17 protein-coding genes are annotated in these 20,977 nt (G+C 64.1%); 5 read left to right on the top strand and 12 right to left on the bottom strand.

The annotated features are described in order from the left end of the window. Window positions 1-23: 23 nt before the first annotated feature. The 5 genes from rodA to J7S20_RS04335 all read right to left on the bottom strand — a co-directional run bounded on the left by rodA (window position 24) and on the right by J7S20_RS04335 (window position 5,632). Window positions 24-1,136, bottom strand: a complete 1,113-nt coding sequence (gene rodA, locus J7S20_RS04355) for a rod shape-determining protein RodA (RefSeq protein ID WP_284052997.1) — start codon at window positions 1,134-1,136, stop codon at window positions 24-26. Beyond that, window positions 1,129-3,174: a penicillin-binding protein 2 gene (mrdA, locus tag J7S20_RS04350; protein ID WP_284052996.1), complete on the bottom strand. Its 2,046-nt coding sequence runs from the start codon at window positions 3,172-3,174 to the stop codon at window positions 1,129-1,131. The genes rodA and mrdA overlap by 8 nt, the downstream gene beginning before the upstream one ends. Continuing rightward, window positions 3,171-3,608: a rod shape-determining protein MreD gene (mreD, locus tag J7S20_RS04345; protein ID WP_430980902.1), complete on the bottom strand. Its 438-nt coding sequence runs from the start codon at window positions 3,606-3,608 to the stop codon at window positions 3,171-3,173. Before mreD ends, mrdA begins: the two co-directional genes overlap by 4 nt. A 74-nt stretch (window positions 3,609-3,682) precedes the next feature. Further along, complete coding sequence (locus tag J7S20_RS04340) at window positions 3,683-4,576, bottom strand: rod shape-determining protein MreC (protein ID WP_284052994.1); 894 nt, start codon at window positions 4,574-4,576, stop codon at window positions 3,683-3,685. Window positions 4,577-4,591: 15 nt separating this feature from the next. After that, window positions 4,592-5,632: a rod shape-determining protein gene (locus J7S20_RS04335; protein WP_284052993.1), complete on the bottom strand. Its 1,041-nt coding sequence runs from the start codon at window positions 5,630-5,632 to the stop codon at window positions 4,592-4,594. Window positions 5,633-5,783: 151 nt separating this feature from the next. On the opposite strand from J7S20_RS04335, the gene mutL reads away from it, so the two are divergent. Then, the gene (mutL, locus tag J7S20_RS04330) at window positions 5,784-7,565 is read left to right on the top strand and encodes a DNA mismatch repair endonuclease MutL (RefSeq protein WP_284052992.1); all 1,782 of its coding nucleotides are present in this window, start codon (window positions 5,784-5,786) and stop codon (window positions 7,563-7,565) included. A gap of 37 nt (window positions 7,566-7,602) precedes the next feature. On the opposite strand, the gene J7S20_RS04325 is transcribed toward mutL, so the two are convergent. The 6 genes from J7S20_RS04325 to J7S20_RS04300 all read right to left on the bottom strand — a co-directional run bounded on the left by J7S20_RS04325 (window position 7,603) and on the right by J7S20_RS04300 (window position 13,692). Beyond that, window positions 7,603-8,322: a hypothetical protein gene (locus J7S20_RS04325; protein ID WP_284052991.1), complete on the bottom strand. Its 720-nt coding sequence runs from the start codon at window positions 8,320-8,322 to the stop codon at window positions 7,603-7,605. Window positions 8,323-8,428: 106 nt separating this feature from the next. After that, window positions 8,429-9,586: an LptF/LptG family permease gene (locus tag J7S20_RS04320; protein ID WP_284052990.1), complete on the bottom strand. Its 1,158-nt coding sequence runs from the start codon at window positions 9,584-9,586 to the stop codon at window positions 8,429-8,431. Continuing rightward, entirely contained in the window at window positions 9,576-10,745 is a 1,170-nt protein-coding gene (locus J7S20_RS04315) for a glycosyltransferase (protein WP_284052989.1), read from the bottom strand. Before J7S20_RS04315 ends, J7S20_RS04320 begins: the two co-directional genes overlap by 11 nt. After that, a complete protein-coding gene (locus J7S20_RS04310; RefSeq protein WP_284052988.1) occupies window positions 10,735-11,907 on the bottom strand; it encodes a glycosyltransferase in 1,173 nt (390 codons plus the stop codon). Before J7S20_RS04310 ends, J7S20_RS04315 begins: the two co-directional genes overlap by 11 nt. Before the next feature lie 10 nt (window positions 11,908-11,917). Continuing rightward, window positions 11,918-12,871: a hypothetical protein gene (locus J7S20_RS04305; RefSeq protein WP_284052987.1), complete on the bottom strand. Its 954-nt coding sequence runs from the start codon at window positions 12,869-12,871 to the stop codon at window positions 11,918-11,920. Next, entirely contained in the window at window positions 12,871-13,692 is an 822-nt protein-coding gene (locus J7S20_RS04300; RefSeq protein WP_284052986.1) for a polysaccharide deacetylase family protein, read from the bottom strand. The genes J7S20_RS04305 and J7S20_RS04300 overlap by 1 nt, the downstream gene beginning before the upstream one ends. 118 nt (window positions 13,693-13,810) lie before the next feature. Here J7S20_RS04300 and J7S20_RS04295 point away from each other — a divergent pair, with 118 nt between their 5' ends. The 4 genes from J7S20_RS04295 to ahcY all read left to right on the top strand — a co-directional run bounded on the left by J7S20_RS04295 (window position 13,811) and on the right by ahcY (window position 19,299). Further along, window positions 13,811-14,350, top strand: coding sequence for an RNA polymerase sigma factor (locus J7S20_RS04295; protein ID WP_284052985.1), 540 nt, complete (start codon window positions 13,811-13,813; stop codon window positions 14,348-14,350). Between the two features lie 70 nt (window positions 14,351-14,420). Continuing rightward, complete coding sequence (locus J7S20_RS04290) at window positions 14,421-15,422, top strand: FecR family protein (protein WP_284052984.1); 1,002 nt, start codon at window positions 14,421-14,423, stop codon at window positions 15,420-15,422. Next, window positions 15,349-17,709, top strand: coding sequence for a TonB-dependent receptor (locus tag J7S20_RS04285; protein WP_284052983.1), 2,361 nt, complete (start codon window positions 15,349-15,351; stop codon window positions 17,707-17,709). Before J7S20_RS04290 ends, J7S20_RS04285 begins: the two co-directional genes overlap by 74 nt. A gap of 153 nt (window positions 17,710-17,862) precedes the next feature. Next, a complete protein-coding gene (gene ahcY, locus J7S20_RS04280; RefSeq protein WP_430980901.1) occupies window positions 17,863-19,299 on the top strand; it encodes an adenosylhomocysteinase in 1,437 nt (478 codons plus the stop codon). Window positions 19,300-19,372: 73 nt separating this feature from the next. On the opposite strand, the gene J7S20_RS04275 is transcribed toward ahcY, so the two are convergent. Then, window positions 19,373-20,962, bottom strand: a complete 1,590-nt coding sequence (locus J7S20_RS04275; protein ID WP_284052981.1) for a tetratricopeptide repeat-containing sulfotransferase family protein — start codon at window positions 20,960-20,962, stop codon at window positions 19,373-19,375. Between the last annotated feature and the right edge of the window lie 15 nt (window positions 20,963-20,977).

The following is a 20,977-nucleotide window of genomic DNA, read 5'->3' as shown; positions in this document are numbered from 1 at the left end:
TGCAAACCCTAATTTGCAGCTTTTTACCAGCGCACCGTTTTTCGGGACGCGCGGTCGATCGACATCAGCATCCCGATACACAAAAGCACCGTCATCTGCGCCGATCCGCCATAGCTGACGAGCGGTAGTGGAATGCCGACGACGGGCGCCAGGCCCATCACCATCGCCAGGTTGATGGCAACGTAGAAGAAGATCGTCGTGGCAAGGCCCGCCGCCGCCAGCTTTTCAAACCGCGTGCGTGCGCGCACGCCGACATTCACCCCCCAGCGGATCAGCAGGAAGAAGGCAAGGATCAGCAGGACGCCGCCGATCAGGCCCCATTCCTCCGCCATGGTCGCGAATACGAAATCGGTATGTCCTTCGGGCAGATAGTCGAGGTGACTTTGCGTACCGTGCAAAAACCCCTTGCCGAAAATGCCGCCAGAGCCGATCGCGATTTTCGATTGGCTGATATGGTAACCGGCGCCCAGCGGATCGCTTTCGGGGTTCATGAAGATCAACACGCGCTTGCGCTGATAATCGTGGAGCAGGAAATTGACCGCGAGCGGTAGGACAACCGCAAAGGAAAGCGCGCCGCCGATGAAGAGCCGCAGCGGAATGCCGGCCAGGAACATCACGACGATGCCGCCAAAGGTTATCATCAGCGCGGTGCCGAGATCGGGCTGCAGCATGACGAGCCCGGCGGGAATGCCGATGATGATCGCCGCCGGCCAGATCGCGCCGAATTTGCGGATCTCGCTGGGCGGCAGCATGTCGTAGAATTTGGCCATGGCGAGCACGATCGCCGGTTTCATCAACTCTGACGGCTGAAGCCGGATGAACCCGAGGTCGAGCCAGCGCTGGGCGCCGCCGCGCACCGCCCCGAGCAGTTCGACCAGGATCAGGAGCAGGATTAAAACGCCATAGAGTGGAAAGGCGATCTTCCCCCAAAAGCTCGACGGGATGCGAGACATCAGCATCGCCATGCACAGGAAGGCGAAGAAGACGACGCCCTGACGCGCGGCCCAGGGGGTCAGGCTGCCGCCTGCGGCCGAATAGAGGACGACCAGCCCGAACGTCCCGATCGCCACCACCAGGAAGATGATGCGCCAGGGCAGCTGGGCGAGCGGGGCAGGGATCAGGCCCGGGCTAGTCATTGCCTTCCCCTCGCACGCCGTTCTGCGCTGCCGTCGGGCTGGCGGTCCGGTCGGTCGTGGCGGCCTTTTCCACCACGTTGCTCGTTGCGCTTTCGACGTCTTCGGGCGTCGGCGGGACGGGTGCCTTTTGCGCGGCGAGGAACGCGTCCCATTTCGTCTTCATCCGCGTCTGGATGTCGCCGCCCCAGGTCTTTTCCAGTTCGATCAGCCGTGCCACCGCCTTTTCGCGGTCGAACAGATAGCTGAGAATGTCCGAAGCGGTCGGTGGAGCGTCCTGATCGGGGATCAGGTGGCCGTTATGTTCGAGCACGACCGAAACCGCATAGCGCGGGTTATCCACCGGCGCGAAACCGACGAACAGTGCGTGGTCGCGCAGCTTGAAGGGGAGGGCGGCGTTGCCGAGCACACCGCTGGCGCGTTCCGACCGCGTTATGCGACGTACCTGCGCGGTGCCGGTCTTGCCCGCCATCTCGACTCCGGGGATGTGCATCCGCGCGCGGCCGCCGGTGCCACCGCCGTTGACGACCGCCCACATGCCCTCACGTATGATCTTGATATGCTCGGGATCGAGGCCGAGCGACGCCGCGGGCCGGTGCGGCTGGTCGAGGAGGATGCGCGGCACGATTGCACGTCCGCCAGCCAGCCGTGCCGCCATTACCGCCAGCTGCATCGGATTGACGAGAAGATAGCCCTGACCGATCGAGGCGTTGATCGAATCCGCCACGGTCCACGGCTTGCCGTATTTCTTCTCCTTCCAGGCGCTGTCCGGGACGGTGCCGTAATATTGCGTCAGGAAGGGCAGGTCGTACCGTGCGCCGAGCCCCATTTCGCGGGCCGTCGGTGCGAACCGGTCATAACCGAGATCGCGCGCCATCGTGTAGAAATAGATGTCGCAGCTCTGCGCGATCGCGCGGCGCATCGAGATGGGGCCGTGCCCGCCCCGCTTCCAGCAGTGAAAGCGCCCCGTGCCGACCTGCAACACGCCGCGGCAGTTTACCGTCTGATCCGGGCTGATGCCGTTTTGAAGCAGTGCAAGCCCATGCATCGGCTTCACCGTCGACCCCGGCGGATAGAGGCCCTGGAGGACCTTGTTCATCAACGGAACATGGTCGTCCTCCGACAGCATCTTCCATTCGAGCTTGCCGATGCCCTGCGAGAAGCTGTTGGGGTCGTAGGCGGGCATCGACACCATTGCGAGCATGTCGCCCGTCAGCACGTCGAGCACGACCGCGGAGCCTGAATTCTGGGCGAGCCTGCGCGCGGCATATTCCTGCAGGCCGGCGTCGATCGTCAGTCGAACGGTTTGCCCCTGCTGGTCGGGCCGTGTGTCGAGGTTACGCACCGGCTTGCCGCGCGCCGTCACCTCGACCCGTTTTGCACCGGGTTTGCCCCGCAGCCGCTGTTCGAGTGCCTTTTCGAGCCCGTCCTTGCCGAGCTTGAACCCCGGCGTCACGAGCAGCGGGTCGCGTTCCTTCTTATATTGTTCGGCGGATGCGGTGCCGACATAGCCGGTCAGATGCGCAACGGCGGCGCCGAGCGGATAGTTGCGGGCAAAGCCGCGTGTCGGCTGGACACCGGGAAGGTCGGGCAGGCGGACGCCCACGGCTGCATATTTGTCCCAGCTCAGATTTTCCTCGACCTGAACGGGTTTGAACCCCGCTGCCCGGTCCAGATCGGTGTTGATCCGCGATAGATCGTCTGCGGTCAGCGCGAGCAGTTGTTGCAGTTCGCCCAGGACGTGCGCCTTGTTTTCGAGCCGCTCTGGGATGATGTCGACACGGAAATCGGTGCGGTTGTTCGCGATCGGCGCGCCATAGCGGTCGACGATCCAGCCGCGGCGCGGCGGGATCAGCGTCATGTTGACGCGATTGCTTTCAGACAGAAGCTTGTAATGCTCGTTCTCGGCAACGGCGAGCCAGCCCATTCGCGTGGCGAGCAGCGTGCCGACCGCGGCCTGGCCGATTCCCAGCACCATCGCGCGGCGCGAGAAGCTGAAGCCCTGTGCTGCGGCGGTGACGATCTTGGTCGGGCGGTTCATAGCTTGCGCGGACGATAGTCGAGGCGCGCGCAAATCCGGAACACGGCCGGGAACAGCGCGATGGAAACGATGATCTGCAACAGCAGCGCAGTATCAACATGCGCGCCGAGCGGAGTTGCGATCAACCTGCCGGCGCTGAGGCAAAATCCGATCGCGCCGGCGGCGATCAGCCAGTTGTACCAGATGTTACGCCACACAAGACGGCTATCTATCACGTCCACCGCCAGAAAGCACAGGGTCCATAGCAACATTCCGCTGCCCAGCGGCTGCCCGCTGACAAGGTCGTTGAACAGTCCCAGGAGTAGCGGCGACCATGGCGCAAAGACATCGGGCCGCAGCAATCGCCAGCTCATCAGCACCATCAGCCCGAATGGAGGCAGGATGGGGATTGTGGCGACGAAGGGCAGGGTGTTCAGCAGCGACGCGACGATCACCGAGATATAGGCGCGCCAGCGATGAGGCCCCGATGATGGCTGCGAAGAGCCGAGGGGGAGGCGGCTTGACGGTTTCACGACGGCTGGTCTGAGGCTTCGCCGGTCGGTTCCGGCTCGGGTGGCGCCTCGGGCATGAAGATTTGCTGTACGAGCGCGAAGTCGACCGAATCCGGCCCCGCGAACGGCCGTGCTATCGCGCTGTCGCGGGAATTGCGCGTGACGCGTCCGACCGGGATATTGGGTGGGTAGATGCCCCCGGTTCCCGATGTCACGAACGCGTCACCGGCGAGGAACGGCGCATTGGCCATGTCGGCGGAACGGATGTCGAGCAGGCCGTCTCCGCGCCCGACCGCGATGGCAGGCAGCCCGTCGCGAGTCCGCTGTACCGGCACGATGCTCTCCGGATCGAGGATCAGCAGCACGCGCGCCGTGTTCGGGCTCGTTTCAAGAACGCGGCCGATCAGTCCTTCCGGACCGCGCACCGGCTGACCCTTGCGAACGCCCTGGCGCGATCCGGCATAGAGCACGGCATAGCGACGCGTGCTGCCCGGTGACGAACTGACGAGCCGCGCGGCGGCGACCGTTTTCGGATCGCGATCGCGAAGCTGGAGCAGGCGGCGCAGTCGCGCATTCTCGCGACCAAGCGTCCGGGCGCGCTGGACGAGGTCGCCGCTCTGCCTGAGCTGTTTCTTGAGCCGCTGATTTTCCGACACGACGCCGAAATACTGGCCGATCCCCGATGGCACGCCGGTTATGCCGCGACGGACTCCGCCTAGTGAGGCGGAAATCGGTGCCGTAACCTCGCGCACCGCGCCGCGTAGCGCGGAATAGGCGGGCGCGTTGAGCTGCGACAGCGCAATCAGGACGACCGCGATCAACGCGCCGCCGATTGCCACGACGTAGCTCAGAAACAAGCCATATTGCGCCCGACGCGAAAATCCCGGACGCCGGTTACGTGGCGGCGCCATGCGTCCCCCGTTGAATCAGACCGCGAGCAACACGCCGCGGTAGATCGGGTCTTCCAATGCCCGACCGGTGCCAAGCGCGACACAGGTCAGCGGCTCTTCGGCGACGGTGACCGGCAATCCGGTCTCGTCGCGCAGAACCTCGTCAATTCCGTACAGCAGCGCGCCGCCGCCGGTCAGGACGATGCCCTGGTCGACGATGTCGGCAGCGAGTTCGGGCGCGGTGTTTTCCAGCGCGATACGGACGCCCTCGACGATCGTGCCGACCGGTTCGGACAGCGCTTCGGCGATCTGGCCCTGGTTGATCTGGATTTCCTTGGGCACGCCGTTGACGAGGTCGCGGCCCTTGATGTGGATCGTCTCGCCGATGCCGTCGGCCGGCGGCTTGGCGACGCCGACTTCCTGCTTGATGCGCTCGGCGGTCGATTCGCCGATCAGCAGATTATGGTTGCGGCGGACATAGGAAACGATTGCCTCGTCCATCTTGTCACCGCCGACGCGAACGCTGGTCGAATAGGCGAGGCCGCGAAGCGACAGGACGGCGACCTCGGTCGTGCCGCCGCCGATGTCGACGACCATCGATCCGATCGGTTCGGTCACCGGCATGTCGGCGCCGATCGCGGCGGCCATCGGCTCCTCGATCAGCCATACCTGGCTCGCGCCCGCGTTCGACGCGGCGTCGCGGATCGCGCGGCGTTCGACCGAGGTCGAACCCGACGGCACGCAGATCACGATCTGCGGCCAGCGCAGGAACTTGCGCTGTCCATGCACCTTCTGGATGAAGTGCTTGATCATCTGCTCCGCGACATCGATGTCGGCGATCACGCCGTCGCGCAGCGGACGAATCGCCTCGATCGTGCCGGGCGTCTTGCCCATCATCAGCTTGGCGTCGTCACCGACCGCCTTCACCTTGCGAACGCCTTGCAGCGTTTCCACCGCCACAACCGACGGCTCGTTGAGCACGACACCGCGCCCGCGCAAGTAAACGACCGTGTTCGCGGTACCGAGGTCGATTGCCATGTCGTGTGACATGAATTTGAAAAGTTTGGAGAAAACCATCCATTTCTTCCGTCGTATCCGCACCCAGCCCCTGGCGCGGGCGTTCGCACAAAATTTTGACCGGGACCCTCCGGGGACGGATCAGATCCGGCCTGGCAAAACTGGCGGATACGGGTCGCGGGATGGCGCCGCTTGGGCTACAGCGGCGTCCATGTCAATACGCCGTCTACCTGAACATCTTGTCAACCGCATCGCCGCCGGCGAGGTGGTCGAGCGCCCGGCAAGCGCGCTGAAAGAACTCGTTGAGAATGCGATAGATGCCGGCGCGAGCCGGATCGCCGTGCGGATCGCGGCTGGCGGCACCGATCTGATCGAGGTCATCGACGATGGGTGCGGCATGTCACCCGAGGATATGACGCTTGCGCTCGAGCGCCATGCGACGTCTAAACTGCCGGGCGATGCCATCGAGGCGGTCGAGACGTTGGGTTTTCGCGGTGAAGCGCTGCCGTCTATCGCGAGTGTCGCGCGGCTCACCCTGGAAAGCCGGATACGCGGGAAGGAAGGATGGCAGCGAATCGTCGATAACGGCGCTGTCGAGGCGGAAGGACCGGCGGCACTTCCGCCCGGTACCAGGGTTCGCGTCGAATCGCTTTTTGCGCGCGTTCCCGCCCGGCGGAAATTCCTGCGGACTCCGCGTAGCGAATATGCCGCGTGCATGGATGTGATGCGTCGTCTGGCGATGGCGCGGCCCGACATAGCCTTCTCGCTCGAACATGATGGGCGCCGCGTGCTGAACGTCCAACAGGACGAATCGCGGCCTGCGCGTGTCGCCGCGCTTACCGACCGCGCGCTTGCCGAAAACAGCGTCGCGATCGATTTCGAGCGCGAAGGGCTGCGGCTGGGCGGTGTCGCCAGCCTGCCGACGTTCAACCGCGGCGTTGCCGATCACCAGTATCTGTTCGTCAACGGTCGGCCGGTGAAGGACCGGGTGCTGACCGGAGCGGTGCGCGGAGCCTATGCCGAGATGCTGGCGCGCGATCGTCACGCCGTCGTCGCGCTGTTCCTCGACGTGCCGACAGATGCGGTCGATGTGAACGTGCATCCGGCAAAGACCGAAGTGCGCTTTCGCGATCCCGGCCTTGCGCGCGGGCTGATCGTCAGCGGGTTGCGCCGCGCGCTCGACGCCGAAGGGTTTCGCAGCGTGCAGCGGCCGAGCGAAGCGTCGCTTGGCGCATGGCGGCAGGAGCCGGTGGGCCTTCGCCAGTCGCGCCCGACCGGCGGCGGCCTGGGCCTGATCGACCGGCCCGCACCTCCGTCGGCCGCGTTGGTGCAGGACGAACATCCCGGCTTCATGACCGCTCCGCCCCAGGCGCGGGCCGAACCGGCAACCACGGACGCGCCCGTCGCCACCACCTATCCGCTGGGCGCGGCGCGCGGGCAGGTGGCGAAGACCTATATCGTCGCGGAAGCGGAGGACGGGCTGGTGCTCGTCGATCAGCATGCGGCGCACGAACGCCTGGTACTCGAGAGGATGCGCAAGTCGCTCGCGGAAGGCGGGGTGAAGTCGCAGGCGCTGCTGCTGCCCGAGGTCGTGGAACTGGACGAAAGTGCCTGCGACCGGCTGGAAGCTCGGATCGAGGAACTGTCCGAATTCGGCCTCGACCTCGAACGGTTCGGTGCCAAGGCGATGCTTGTTCGCTCGGTGCCCGCGATGCTCGGCCAGGGCGATGTCATCGGGCTTGTCACCGATCTCGCCGACGAACTGGCGGCCTATGATTCGGCGCTCAGCCTGAAGGAGCGGATCGACCATGTCGCGGCGACCATGGCCTGTCATGGCTCGGTTCGTGCGGGGCGCGTGCTTTCGGTCGCCGAAATGAATGCGTTGCTCCGGGAAATGGAGGTCACGCCGCATTCGGGCCAGTGCAACCATGGCCGACCGACCTGGGTGAAGCTGGGCATGGCCGATGTCGAAAAGCTGTTCGGCCGGAAATAGCGGCGAGCCGCGCCACCATTTCCGTACCGCTTCGCGGTCACTTGCCGTTGAAATATTTCTCCAGCGCATCGACGAGATCGAGTTCCTTCGTCGATGCCGACATGGCAAGTTTCATGTCGCGGTTCGCAACCGCCTTTCGCATGTCCGAGATCTTGTTCGCCATCTGGTCTCGCAATTTGGCGTCCTGTACCTGTGAGCCGAGCGTATCCCACTGGTTCTGCGCAAAGGCCGCCGCCTTGCCCGCATCGTTCCAGCGGGCCGGCTGGGCTTTCAGATCGGCCTGATAGCGAAAACCCGAATAGTCGAGCAGGCTGACCGCGGTCGGGACCGGGCCGGTGTTGCCCGCGTTCGAGACCAGCAGCCGATAGGCCTCGACCGACTGGAGCGCGACATCGACCGGCTGGCCATTGGATTGCGCGGTTTCCATGTTCGATACCCGCTGCGAAAGCTGCTTCGACGCGTCCGCCGGGAGTAGAGACGAGGCACCATTGGCGCTTGCTTTCGCCTTTGCGATCAACTCGACGAGCTTTTGCGGCGAGGCCGTTTCGGCCTGCTCGGTGAGCGCTTCGAACGGTTCGGCCGCCGCCATCAGCGAAGATCGTCTCGCATCCGCATCCTGTTGCGGGGCGCTAGGGATCGTCGAGCCGACGTTGCTCGGCACGCTGAGGGTGTTCGCGGTCGGGTTGTTCGGGCTTCCCGAACTACACGCGGCGAGCCCGAGGGCGAGGGCGGCGGAAGCGAATGCTGGCGACTTCATTGCGGGTTCCTTTGGCTGTTGCAAAGAACCAAAGCGCACCTGTTGCTGCCGTTCCGGTTACACCTGAAGGTTGGGAAATTGTAACCTGCGCGGACGTGCTTGGGGGCTACGCCCGCAGGTTTGGCTTCGCGTAGCCGGAGCGAAGAAGGCGCGACATTCGCACGAGCAAGGGACGTGCGAAGCGGACCGAGCGTTCCGACGCGCGTTCGATAAATCCCGGTCCCAGCCTGCGGTGAAGATGAAGGAGGAGGAGCGCCAGGATACCCCATGCAAGGGCGTACACGCCGGGCGCGGCAAATCCTCCGGCGTGGCGCACGAAATCGCTGCCGCGTATCGCGAGGACGATGAGCACCAGTCCAATAGCTATTCCCACGATCCCGCCGCTTCGCTTCGCCGGTACGCCGAGGATATAGGAGAGTAGCGGCAGCAGAAGGATGAACCATGCCATAGTGGCGCGTGCTCCGATCTCGCCAAGCGCGCGGTTTCGCTCGCTTGGCGATGCGCTGCCGAACGCCCTGCTGGCGAGGTCCTGGAGGTTCATGGTCGCCCAGCGATCGTCTTTCGACACCGTTTCTGCCGGCCGCTGGCCGGATGGAAAGCTGAGCGACAGATGATCGAAGCGCAAGCCGCGGTTCGTCCCGTCGAGCATCACGCCGTCGCTCAGATCGAGATCCCACGCACCGCCTGCTCCCAGCGACATCGAGCCTCGCTTTGCCGAGAAGATCACGCCCTTTCGACGGACGAAGATGCCTTCGATCGCATGCTGATCGGGACTTGTCCGGTCATAGGTCAGCGAGATTCCGGGTGCGGGATGGTGCATTTCATGGGGTTTCAGCCCCAAGCCATATTCCCCCTCGGCCAGCCGCTTTCCGGTTTGAAGCAGCCAGTGTTCGCCGGCGGGCTGAAGCTGGAACTGGATCGCCAGCGATGCGATAGCCGTGATGAGTCCGATCAGCAGCGGAGTCCGCAGCAAGCGCAGGTCGGACACGCCGATCGCCGCGAATATGTCGAGTTCCGACCGTTGGCCGAGCGCACGGATCGTAAACGCCGTACCCACGAACAGACCCAACGTCAGCGCAAGCCCGGCATATTCGGGAACAAGCGCGACCAGGCTTTCGGTGACGAATCGCGCACGGTCGTTGACGGCTTCCGACAGATGAAGAAGCGATGGCAGATGCTCGACCAGGAGCAGCGCGACGACAACGATGAAGGTTGCGGTGAACCGCCTTAAAATCTGCCGTCCGACTAGTCGGTCAAGCGTCATGGCGCCTTGCTGCCGCCAGCGAGGTTTGCCGCATGCTCGCCAGATAGGCGGGAGCAGCCTGTTCCATCGTGAAGCGGCGCAGCAATCGCCGCGCTGCCGGGCGGTCGAAACGGATGTTGCGGGCGGCGGCCATCGCGGCGGCGAGTGCTTCGGCATCGCGCGGTGGCGTCACGATCCCGTGATCGGGATTGGCAAGCAGCGAGCGCATGCTGGCGCAACAGTCTGTGGAGACGGTCGGCAGCCCGGCCGCGAGCGCTTCGAGCAGAACCGCAGGGACGCCTTCATAATCCGATGACAGCACGAAAATGTCGGCGCGCTTCATATAGTCGGTAGGATCGGAAACATGTCCGGCAAAGGTGACGCTTTCGGCGATGCCGAAGCTTTCCGCGAGCGCTTCCAACTTGGCGCGCTGCGCGCCGTCGCCGAGGATCGTCAACCGGTCGCCCGATTGGCGCGCGCGGGCAAATGCCTTGAGCAGAAGCGAGAAGTTTTTCTGGGGAACGAGCCGGCCGACCGCCAGATAGTGCGTGCCGGGACCAGGCGAGGACGAAGGCGCGATGGACAGCCGATCGATAGTAAGGGCAGGGTCCTCGATCGTGTCGACGCGGCTTTCCGGAACGCCGGTCAACGCGACGATTTCGGGCTCCATCGCCGGAGCCAGTGCCACGAACCGGTCGATCATGCGGGCCTGGAGCCGCAGCCAGAGGCGGTAGAAGGGGCGGGCCGGGCGGGGAAGATCGTGGCGATGCAGGTCGTTACTGATCTTACAGATGATCGGCGGGCAGTTTTGGCGCAGCAAGATGCGCATGGCGACCATGACGATGGCGTAGGTGTTGCCGGCGCAGAACAATATGTCGGGTCTGACGGCCCTGATTGCGCGCGGCAGGCTGGCGATCATCCAAAGCGTTTCCCAGCTCGCCGTGGGGAGCCATCGCGGCGAGAGCGTGAAATACCGCAGTCCGTCGAACTCGCGCCGCATGGCTCCGTCGGTGCGGCCGACGACGAGATGGCTGTCGACACCCGCCGCCCGCCAGGCCCGATGCAGCCGCAACGCGATGCGTTCGACCCCGCCGGGTTCGAAACTGTGCAGCGGCGTCAGAATGCGTAGCGGCGGGCCATCGCCCGAATCCCTGAAGAAATCGCTTCCGTCAGGCGGCATCGCGCAGCTCCGACGACGCCTCGTACAAGGCCGCGAGTTCGGTAAAGTGACGGTCCATCGTGCGGACGGCAGGGGCTGCTTCGGCGGCCCGGGCGCGCAGTGCGGCGCCGTCGGCATCAACCAGCTGGTGGAGCGTGCGGACAAGATCGGCCCGGTCGGTCGCCGCATAGCGGAAGCCCGCCCCGTGGCGATGATGATCGCTCGCGCCGCCGCGGTCGGGAACGATCAGCGGCAGGCCGCTGGCGCGCGCCTCTGCGGCGACCATGCAGAATGTTTCGGCCTCGCATCCATGCACCAGCGCGTCGGCACTGGCCATCAACCGCGCCATTCGTTCGCGCGAGCGGATCGGTGCGAGAATGCGGACATGGGGGCTGTGCCCGCTTGCCCGCATCACGGCCGCCTGGTCGCGACCTTCGCCAACGGCGATCAAGCCGATCGGGGCGCGGCAACCGGCGGCGAGCGCAGCGCCGATCACCATCGGAATGCGCTTTTCAGGGGCAAAGCGGCCGATAGTCAGCAGCAGGGTCGCATTGTCGCCGAGCTCGCAATCGCGGAGCAGGCTGGCGCGCAATGCCTCGTCGCGCAGCGCGGGATCGAAAACCCCGGGTTCGACACCCATCGGGACGGTTCGAAGGTTGCGCAGACCGCCCTCGGCCATGCGCCTGGCAAGGTCTCGGCTGGCGACGACGACATGGTCGAAACCGGCGTCGAGGCGTCGCAAATGGCGCCAGTACCGGTCAAACCCGCGGTCGATGACGGCGCGCGGGGCGATGGGGCCGAACCACCGATAGGCATAGGCCGATAGCGGGTCGGCATGCATCACCAGCGCCCGCGGCGCCGCGCCGTTCCAGCGCGCGACCATCGCGGCGCTGGCCCATGGCGAGGATGCTTCGACGAAATCGGGCTTCAGTCGGTCGAGCGCCCGGTGCAGCGCCTTTTCATCATCGAAATAGCCGTAGCGCCGGTCGAGCGGGAAGCGCGGGCTGGGGATCGTCACGATATGCGCGCCGGGCGCGATCTCTTGCGTTTCTTCGCGCTCGCCCGGCGCCAGGATGACGATTTCGTGCCCGAGCGCGGGCAGCGCCGCCAGTTTGCGCTCGACATAGGTCCGCACACCGCCCCCGCTGGGTGTGTAGAACGCGTTTACGTCGACGATCCGCATCGCTTCCTCCTCAGCTGGCCTTGCGCGCCGAACGGGCAAGCTCTGCGAGGGCAAGAACGCTACCGACGATGACTTGTCCGGCAAAGATCAGCGTCCCCACCAGCAGCACGGCCGAGGTCGCCTCGGTCGAGCTGCCGGTTATCAGCACCGCGAGTCCGGCAAAGGCGACGTCCTTGTTGGGCAGGAAGGGCAGTCGGGTCACCAACTGCCGGCCCGCCGCCATCAGCAGCCACCATTGCGCCGCGACCGATGGCAGGATTTCGTGCCACAGCAGCGCGACCATCGCTGTCGCCAGCAACGTCCGCAGCAGATGGATACCCGAAACATACCAGCAGTCGCGCGCGCCGAGCGAGAGGATACGATTGCGCAACAGTCCGACCGCCATCGACGAGCCGAGCAGCACCGCGATCGACCATAATATCGGTGAGACGGCCTTTCCGATGACGACATGGCCGATAAATGGCCACGCCACGCACAGCAGCGCCAGCGTGACAGCATTGCCGACCATTGCCGACAGGATCGCGACGTCCTTTACTGCGCCGAACGGAGAGCCGGCTAGGTCGGCATGGCGCCGTGCCCAGGCATAGAATTGCACCTCGCCAAGATAGCCGAGCAATACGTCGTTGCTCGCCGATTTGCGGAACAGGGCCGCAAGGCCGGAGCCCGGAATTTTCCAGAGGCGACGAAAAATGACGAAATCGCACAGCGGTGTAATGGCGAGATAGGCGGCGAGCATCAGCCAGAGCTGCGGACGCGCGGGAAGCAGACGGAAGGTGCTGTCCAGATCGCCGCGACCGGCCATCCAGAACGCTGCTGCCAGCAAGGCGACGGCGCAGGCGGGGCCGATCAGCTTTACCCAGCCGCGAAACGGGCTGGCGAGATCGGCAAATTCGAACTCCGGCGCTACGGCGGGGCTGGTGAGCGTTTCCGCAGGGTCGAGTTCAGCGGTGGATATCGATGTCATCAGTTGGATGTCTCGGTGGAGGAAAGGCGGTTTCGGTTTATCTCGGGGACGGCGTTGGAAACGGTCGGCGTGCCCAGCAGATCGGCATAGCGGCCGATTGGCGCGCGGTTGGCGAGTGCGCGAACGGTTTTTGCGATGCTGTCGACCAGCCGTGGTACGGTCACATCGCCGGGATGAACCGCGAGCCGCATTCCGCGACGGGCAGGCATCAGCGCGCGCGCAGCGGCAGCCACCGCCAGCGACGATGCCTGCCGCATCCGCGTGCGGCTCGCCCAGGTGATGACCGGTCCGCGCGCAACGATGGTTCCGTCCGACGGTTTCCAGACGCGAAAATGGTCCTCTGCCAGCGCGAAGCCGCAATCGGCCATCGCGGCAAGCGCATCGGGGCCGTAAAGCCAGGCTGGCGCGATGAAGCCAGCCACCGGCTTGCCGATGATGTCTTGCAGCATGTCGCGCCCGTCGCGCATCCGGTTGAACGCGGTCTGATAGTCGAGGCCGAGGAATTCGCCTTCGCCCGCCGTCATCCGCTTGGCCTTCCAACGGGCGGCGGCGGAGTCGTGGCTGGTATCGTCGCGGTGGTAGCAGCCGTGCAGGAATATCTCGACACCACGGTCCGACCAGTCGCGCAATCGGCTGGCGAACGGGCTGCCGGCAACGATGGGCGCGCGACCCCAGTGGTTCGGCACGACCAGCATTGCGTAGCGATATTCACCCGTGGCGGGTTCCAGAATGTCGCGCAGCCGATCGGTCGCGCCTTCCGAACTCGGGCCGACATCATGTATCGAAACCAGCAGGTTGGGCGGCATGGTGGTGCGGGGCATTCGGGCGGATTGCTCTTCGGAAATGGGCGTACGCTGATGCGACGACGCGGACAAGCATGGTCCTCACCCCATCATATAGTGTTTTTGATCCCGATAGCGAAACGGCTATGGCGGAAGCGTGCAGCGCGGGGACGAATCCGAAACCGCCTCCATCGAGGGGCTTGCCGGGGCGCTTGCGGCGCATCGGCCCGAACTGTTGCGTTTTCTGACGGCGCGAACGGGTGATGGCGCGCTTGCCGAGGATCTGATGCAGGAAATGTGGCTCCGCGTGCGCGAGGGGCGTCCGGTGTCGATCGGCAATCCTCGGGCCTATCTTTACCGGATGGCGCAGAATCTGGTGCTCGACCGCCTGAAGGAAGAGCGGCGCCGGATGGCGCGCGATCTTCAGTGGTCGTCGAGCCGGACGGACGAACACGGCGCCGATCTCGACCGTAGCGATCCCGAAAAACAGATGATCGAGGACGAGAGAGTGGCGCGCTTCACCGCTGCCATCGCTGCGCTTCCCCCCGCCACGGGCAGGGCGTTTCGGCTGAACAAGATCGACGGTCTCGGTCAGGCGGAAGTGGCGGCGTCGATGGGAATCAGCCGCAGCGGCGTCGAAAAGCACATCGCCCGCGCGATGGTGCATCTGCGCCGGTCGCTGGCAGGTGAGGATTGATGGAGGTGGCGGCGTCTTTTGAACTGATGTGGAAATTTTCAACCGGGACAGCGCCCAAGGAGCGCTTAGCATGGTGAGCGAGGACCATCTCCTCGCCGCCGCCCGGTGGCATGTGCGCTCCCCGTCCGACGATATGGATTGGGATGGTTTTACCAACTGGCTGGAGGCGGATGCGCGCCACCGCGAGGCGTTCGACGCGGTGGCGCTTGACGACGCGGCGCTTGCCGATTGCCGGGCGGGTGTGGCGGCGGCGCTTGAGGGTGGCTCGGTGGATATTGCCCGATCGAGCAACGACGAAGTGACCGCCAATGACGACTGGCCTGCGACCGGCGCTAATTCATTGCGCTGGTGGCGATGGGCCGGCGGAGCTGGCGCAGCTGCAATCGCCGCAGGCATTGCCGCGATGATCATGGTCCCGGGAGAGCAACCGGCATCACCGCCCGCGAAGCAGTATCTGGCAAGCGATGGTGCCCGTCGGATTGTGTTGCCCGATGGGGCTCGGGTCGCGCTGGCGAGCGGATCAAGTCTCAGTGTCGCGGCGGGCGATGCGACCACGCTGACGCTGAAGGGGGCGGCGTATTTCGACGTGCCGCACCGAACCGATCGCACGCTGACCGTGCGTGCGGGCGATTTCCGGATCGTCGATCTGGGGACAAGGTTCGAGGTGACCAGTACCGCCAATTCGCTGCGTGTGACGGTGGCGGAGGGCAATGTTTCGGTTCGTTCGCCCCGGCTCACCAAACCGATGCGCCTATCGGCGGGGCAGGGAATGCTGGCGCTTGATCGCGAGAATGTCATCGAGCCGCTGAAAGTCGCGCCAGCCAATGTCGGCAGTTTTCGTCGCGGCCAACTCGTGTATGACAACGTTCCGCTGGCCGTGGTGGCCGCGGAGCTGGGGCAATATACCGATGGCAGGATCGTTCTCGAACCGGGGGTTGGACAGCGTCGCTTTTCGGGTTCGCTCGCGCTTGGCGGGCGCGGGGAAGCGGTAGCGAATCTTGCCCGGCTCATGGACCTCCAGCTTCGTCGCGAAGGCGATGTGGTGCGCCTTTCCGCTGGCGGCGGCGACTAGCCTGCCCGCGCAGGCGGAGGCGCGGGAAGCGCGCTATCGGTTTGACATTGCCGCTGGCCCTCTGAACGAGAGTATCGCCGCGTTTACAGCGCAAACAGGCATTTCGGTCGGGATGCCGGGGCGCGTGCCGACACAGCATGTCGAGCGGCTGCACGCCCGCTTGACCGCGCATCAGGCGCTCGAGCGTCTGTTGCGCGGGACCGGGCTGCGGCCGCGCCGCATCGCCCCCGATGTCTATCGGCTAGAACCGACCGGCCGTGCGCGACGTGGCGGATCGCCTGCGACCACCGCGCCACCATCACCGCCGATTGCCGATATCGTCGTTACCGGGCGCAAGCAGTCCGAAGCGCTTTCGGACGTGGCGGCGCCGCTTTCGGTGTTCGTGCCGGGGCGAGTTACGTCGCTGCCCCCCGATGCCACGGGAAGCAGGGATGTCGCGCGCCAGACGCCGGGACTGGTCGCGACCAATGCCGGGCCGGGGGGCAATCGCCTGTTTATTCGCGGCATCGCCGACAGCCCCTTTTCGGGTTTCGGGCAGTCGACCGTTGCGATCCAGATCGACGAGGGAAGGGCTACGTATGACGGCCCCGACCCCGATCTGCGACTGGTCGATATCGACCGGGTGGAAGTGCTGAAAGGGCCGCAGGGGCCGCTCTATGGAACCGGCGCACTTGGCGGGGTGTACCGTCTGGTTACGCGAAAGCCGGTACTTGGCGCGGCTTCGGCAAGCGGAATGCTCCACGGCGACCTTGCCTATGACGGTCAGCTTGGCGGCGGCGGGTCAGCGGTCATCAATCTGCCGCTCGTGTCGGACACGCTTGCGCTGCGCGGTGTCGGCTATGCCAGCTATCGGCCCGGCTGGATCGAGGATGTCGGACTTGCCGAAAACGCCAACTGGTCGCGGGTCGCGGGTGGGCGTCTTGCCGTTCGCTATGCGCCGGTATCAGGCTGGACGCTGGACGCGGGCGCTTTGCTTCAGGACGTGCGGACGGGTGATAGCCAATATGTCGTCGCGGACGCCGAAACCCTGTCGCGAAACGTGCGCATCCGCGAACCGTCCAGCAGCCGCTTCGCGATGGCGTCGGCACGGTTGCAGGGGCCGGTGGGAAAGCTCGACCTGACCGTCGCGACCAGCATGGACTGGCAGAATATCCGGCGGACGTTCGATGCGAGCGCCGCTGCGGATGCCTTTGCGCTGGCGCCGCCGCTGCGCGCGACCGACGCGCGGCGATACCGGGTCTTCGACCAGGAGGTCCGGGTCGAACGCAATAGCGCGAAGGGAATGCGCTGGATGGCAGGCATTTCCTATCTCAGCGCCACAACTTATGGGAAGGGCACGTTGTTTGCGGCTTCGGATGACCAGCACACGATCGTCGATGTGCGGCGCAAGGTCAGCGAAATGGCGGTATTCGGCCAGGCCGACCTTCGTCCTCTCCCGGGAATGACCGCGTCGCTGGGCGCACGCCTGTTTCGCAATCTCATCGAGGATGAGACCGACCGTTCGGAAGGCCATGTCGAGGCAGGGCAGTTCATCGGCTTCTCGCCCAGCCTATCGCTCGGCTGGCGGCCCGTCGAACCGCTGCTCGTCTATCTGCGCTATGCCAACGCCGTGCGCCCCGGCGGTGTGGCGATTGGCGGCAGCGGCCAGCGTTATGACGCCGACGAACTCAGCAATATCGACCTCGGCGCGCGTCTTGAAAGCCCATCGGGACGGCTTTCTATCGACGCGGCGGCGTACCGGTCGGTGTGGCAGCATGTGCAGTCCGACTATCTGCTCGATAACGGTCTGGTGGCGACGCGCAACGCGGGTGATGCCCGCTCGCTTGGCATCGACATGTCGGTGCGCTGGCTGCCGCTCTTCGGATGGAAGCTGGAGACCGGCCTGTCGCTGCAGCGTTCACGGCTGGAACGGGCATCTGGCGCGCTCGACATGGTCCGCGATTCGCGAATGCCGATCGTGCCCGACATTAGCGGCAATGCCCGGCTGGCGCATGATTTCAGCCTGGGCACCTGGCAGGCGACCGTCGGAGCCGATGTCAGCTTCATCGGTCCGACGCGGTTGAGCTTCGATCCTGGGCTCGATCGCCGGACCCCGTCCTACACGGTGCTTGGCGCCGATGTGCAATTCGCGATGGATCGGTGGCGTGTCGGCCTCGATGTGCGAAACGCGCTCAACATACGCGGCGACAGTTTCGCCTTCGGCAATCCCTTTTCGATCTTCGCCGAGCGGCAATACACGCCGATTGCTCCGCGCACGATAATGCTCAGCCTTTCCTATTCGCGGTAGTTTCGGGGCGTCCTGCGCTACCTCGACCGCGACAGGACCGTTATGCGCATGCTCACTATCATATAAAGAAATCTTTATATTCCATTTGATTTCGCGGGCGCGAAGGCTTAGGTGGGACGCATCGGCGGCCGGGTATTTTCCCGGGCCGCGCACATGACATTCATCACCCAGGAGACCGTAGCTGTGGCAACCGTTGCCGAACGCCCCGATCATGTCATCAAGGACATCAGCCTTGCCGGCTGGGGCCGCAAGGAAATCGAGATCGCCGAAACCGAGATGCCGGGCCTGATGGCGCTGCGCGAGGAATATGGTGCGAAGCAGCCGTTGAAGGGCGCGCGCATCACCGGATCGCTGCACATGACCATCCAGACCGCGGTGCTGATCGAGACGCTGACCGCGCTTGGCGCGCAGGTCCGCTGGGCGACCTGCAACATCTATTCGACGCAGGACCACGCCGCCGCCGCGATCGCCGAACAGGGCATTCCCGTCTTCGCCGTAAAGGGCGAAAGCACGGCCGATTACTGGGACTATGTCGGCCGTATCTTCGACTGGGGCGACGACGAAACCGCCAACATGATCCTCGACGACGGCGGCGACGCGACGATGTTCGCGCTGATGGGCGCCAAGCTCGACAATGGCGAGACGCTGCCCGAACCGGAAAATGAGGAAGAGGTCGAGATGCAGCGCGCGCTCAAGGAGTTCGTGAAGCGCAAGCCCGGCTACCTCGCCAAGTCGGTGAAGAACATCAAGGGCGTGTCGGAAGAGACCACCACGGGCGTTCACCGCCTGTATCACATCGCCAAGAAGGGTGAGCTTCCGTTCCCGGCGATCAACGTCAACGACAGTGTCACCAAGTCGAAGTTCGACAACCTGTATGGTTGCAAGGAATCGCTGGTCGACGCGATCCGCCGCGCAACCGACGTGATGCTGGCGGGCAAGGTCGCGGTCGTCGCTGGCTTCGGCGATGTCGGCAAGGGATCGGCGCAGTCGCTTCGCAACGGCGGCGCGCGCGTGCTCGTGACCGAAATCGACCCGATCTGCGCGCTGCAGGCGGCGATGGAAGGCTTCGAAGTCGTGACCATGGACGAGGCGACCAAGCGCGGCGACATCTTCGTCACCGCCACCGGCAATGCCGACGTCATCACCGCGGAGCACATGAAGGCGATGAAGCCGATGGCGATCGTCTGCAACATCGGCCACTTCGATTCCGAGATCCAGATTTCGGCGCTGTCGAACTACAAGTGGACCGAGATCAAGCCGCAGGTCGACGAGGTCGAGTTCCCCGACGGCAAGAAGATCATCGTGCTCGCTCGCGGCCGCCTGGTGAACCTGGGCTGCGCCACCGGCCATCCGAGCTTCGTGATGTCGTCGAGCTTCACCAACCAGACGCTCGCGCAGATGGAGCTGTGGAACAACGCCGGCGACTACAAGAACGACGTGTACGTCCTGCCCAAGCATCTCGACGAGAAGGTCGCCGAGCTGCACCTCGAAAAGCTGGGCGTGAAGCTCGAAAAACTGAGCGAGAAGCAGGCGGCGTATATCGGTGTGCCGGTCGAAGGACCGTTCAAGCCGGATCACTACCGCTACTGATCGCGCGCTATCGCGCTCAAAGCCAAGGGCCGCGGCTGGAAACAGTCGCGGCCTTTTTTGTTGCGCTGCATATCTATTTTAGCGCTAGTGGTCCAAGCACTTCGGTCAAGGGAGAGAGCCATTCTTTATAGGGCTTCCAAACGGCAATCCCGTCGCGATTTAACGGCCGCCTGACCTGTTCGCTGCTCGGCGTGCGAACGACTCGATCGAGCTTATGGAACTCTAGTGTTGCGGGATCCCACGGCAGGCCGAGATAAGCAAAAATCTCGCGCAATCGCGGCTCCGCGTTTTCCACCAGTGCTTCGTAATCGACATGATGTACCAAATTTGGTGCGATATCGTTGATATGGTCCATCAAATCGACATAGTCGCGGTAGCATTTCCCGATGTCCGCAAGCCGAAATGACGAAGCATGGGCGCTTGAAAAGGATTGTGTGAAATTCGAGAAGCAGCAATCCATCGCATTCCGCCGAATATCGATAAATCGCGCTTGTGGAAGCATACGGCGCACTAGAAGAATATTGCTCCAATTATGCGGAAGCTTATCGACGATGTAATCCTTATCCGTCTTGCGGTGAACGGACGCGCGTCGCAAATAGTCCTGACCCATTGCCTCTGCCTGATCCGGCGTTAGCGCCGTCAGAAGCTGGGGCACCGTCATGCGCGAGCGGCGTGTTACCATTTCCATCATAGATCGAAGGATTGCAGGAATATACGGTAGTTCGCCAAGCGCTTCGATATCGCTGTGGCTGGCCAACATTTGTTCCAACAGGGTTGACCCCGATCGTGGCAGGCTAACGATGAAGATCGGGATTACCTCACCGACGGGAGTTTTGCTAAACGACTGAACGGTGGAGGCGTCGATCGTTTGTTTCAACTCGGCCACTTCTTTGGTCAGCTCATTCGAGTTGTAAGCCAGATCCTCTGCGCGCAAACGATTCCCTTCGGAATAATGCTCGAATGCTTCACGATGGTCGCCGCGATCATGCAGCGCACGGGCAAGCGCGAAGTTGAGAGGAGCAATGTTGCGCACGTCGACGGCAATGCGAATGGCTTCCTGCATTCGCTTAATGTCATCGTCGCCAAATATCTGTTTCTTGATGCTGGCCAGTCCCCACCAGGCCTCACCTCTCTCGAAGTCGAGGGACAGTGCTCTGCGATATGCGGATACGGCTTCGGAGACACGCCCCGCCGCGCGAAGGCTGGTCGCCAATCCGATCCAGTACTGTGGATCGTCAGGGCGGTCCGCTGTCGTTTCCTGCAGTAGTTGTAACGCTCTTTCATGGTGACCGAGCTTGTCTAGAACGAGTGCTCGGCGCGCCTTCAACTCAACGTTGTTTGTCTCCTCGACGAGCTGGGCAAAATGCTGATCTGCTTCGGTCAATCTTTGTTGCTGGTCGAGGACGGACGCGAGTTCGTAACGGACCTCGAAGTCCCGAATTCCCGCCTCCAGCGCCCTAGTTAGAAATAGCTCTGACTGCATGAGAGCGCCCAGCCGCATGGCTATTCGACCTAGTAGCGCTGTTCCTCGGGGTTCGTTACGATGTCGGCCAAGATGCGACATGACGAGCCGTGCCGCCTCCTCGAGCCGCCCGTCATGCATGATCGTTTCTGCTTCACCGAGCAGCGGGTAGAGACGGATACGATCGTCTGCGGTTGTCATGATCTTGCTCTGCGG

This window comes from Stakelama marina (assembly GCF_018122655.1).
Lineage (GTDB): Bacteria > Pseudomonadota > Alphaproteobacteria > Sphingomonadales > Sphingomonadaceae > Sphingomonas > Sphingomonas marina.
This window is presented reverse-complemented; position numbering and strand designations above follow the sequence as displayed.

What these genes read in the sequence shown, in the direction of transcription:
- J7S20_RS04315 (WP_284052989.1), bottom strand. Translation starts at nt 10,745, where the DNA reads ATGCCGCCTGACGGAAGCGATTTCTTCAGGGATTCGGGCGATGGCCCG.
- J7S20_RS04290 (WP_284052984.1), top strand. Translation starts at nt 14,421, where the DNA reads ATGGTGAGCGAGGACCATCTCCTCGCCGCCGCCCGGTGGCATGTGCGC.
- J7S20_RS04300 (WP_284052986.1), bottom strand. Translation starts at nt 13,692, where the DNA reads ATGCCCCGCACCACCATGCCGCCCAACCTGCTGGTTTCGATACATGAT.
- J7S20_RS04305 (WP_284052987.1), bottom strand. Translation starts at nt 12,871, where the DNA reads ATGACATCGATATCCACCGCTGAACTCGACCCTGCGGAAACGCTCACC.
- J7S20_RS04275 (WP_284052981.1), bottom strand. Translation starts at nt 20,962, where the DNA reads ATGACAACCGCAGACGATCGTATCCGTCTCTACCCGCTGCTCGGTGAA.
- J7S20_RS04320 (WP_284052990.1), bottom strand. Translation starts at nt 9,586, where the DNA reads ATGACGCTTGACCGACTAGTCGGACGGCAGATTTTAAGGCGGTTCACC.
- J7S20_RS04340 (WP_284052994.1), bottom strand. Translation starts at nt 4,576, where the DNA reads ATGGCGCCGCCACGTAACCGGCGTCCGGGATTTTCGCGTCGGGCGCAA.
- mutL (WP_284052992.1), top strand. Translation starts at nt 5,784, where the DNA reads ATGTCAATACGCCGTCTACCTGAACATCTTGTCAACCGCATCGCCGCC.
- rodA (WP_284052997.1), bottom strand. Translation starts at nt 1,136, where the DNA reads ATGACTAGCCCGGGCCTGATCCCTGCCCCGCTCGCCCAGCTGCCCTGG.
- J7S20_RS04325 (WP_284052991.1), bottom strand. Translation starts at nt 8,322, where the DNA reads ATGAAGTCGCCAGCATTCGCTTCCGCCGCCCTCGCCCTCGGGCTCGCC.
- J7S20_RS04310 (WP_284052988.1), bottom strand. Translation starts at nt 11,907, where the DNA reads ATGCGGATCGTCGACGTAAACGCGTTCTACACACCCAGCGGGGGCGGT.
- mrdA (WP_284052996.1), bottom strand. Translation starts at nt 3,174, where the DNA reads ATGAACCGCCCGACCAAGATCGTCACCGCCGCAGCACAGGGCTTCAGC.
- ahcY (WP_430980901.1), top strand. Translation starts at nt 17,863, where the DNA reads ATGACATTCATCACCCAGGAGACCGTAGCTGTGGCAACCGTTGCCGAA.
- J7S20_RS04335 (WP_284052993.1), bottom strand. Translation starts at nt 5,632, where the DNA reads ATGGTTTTCTCCAAACTTTTCAAATTCATGTCACACGACATGGCAATC.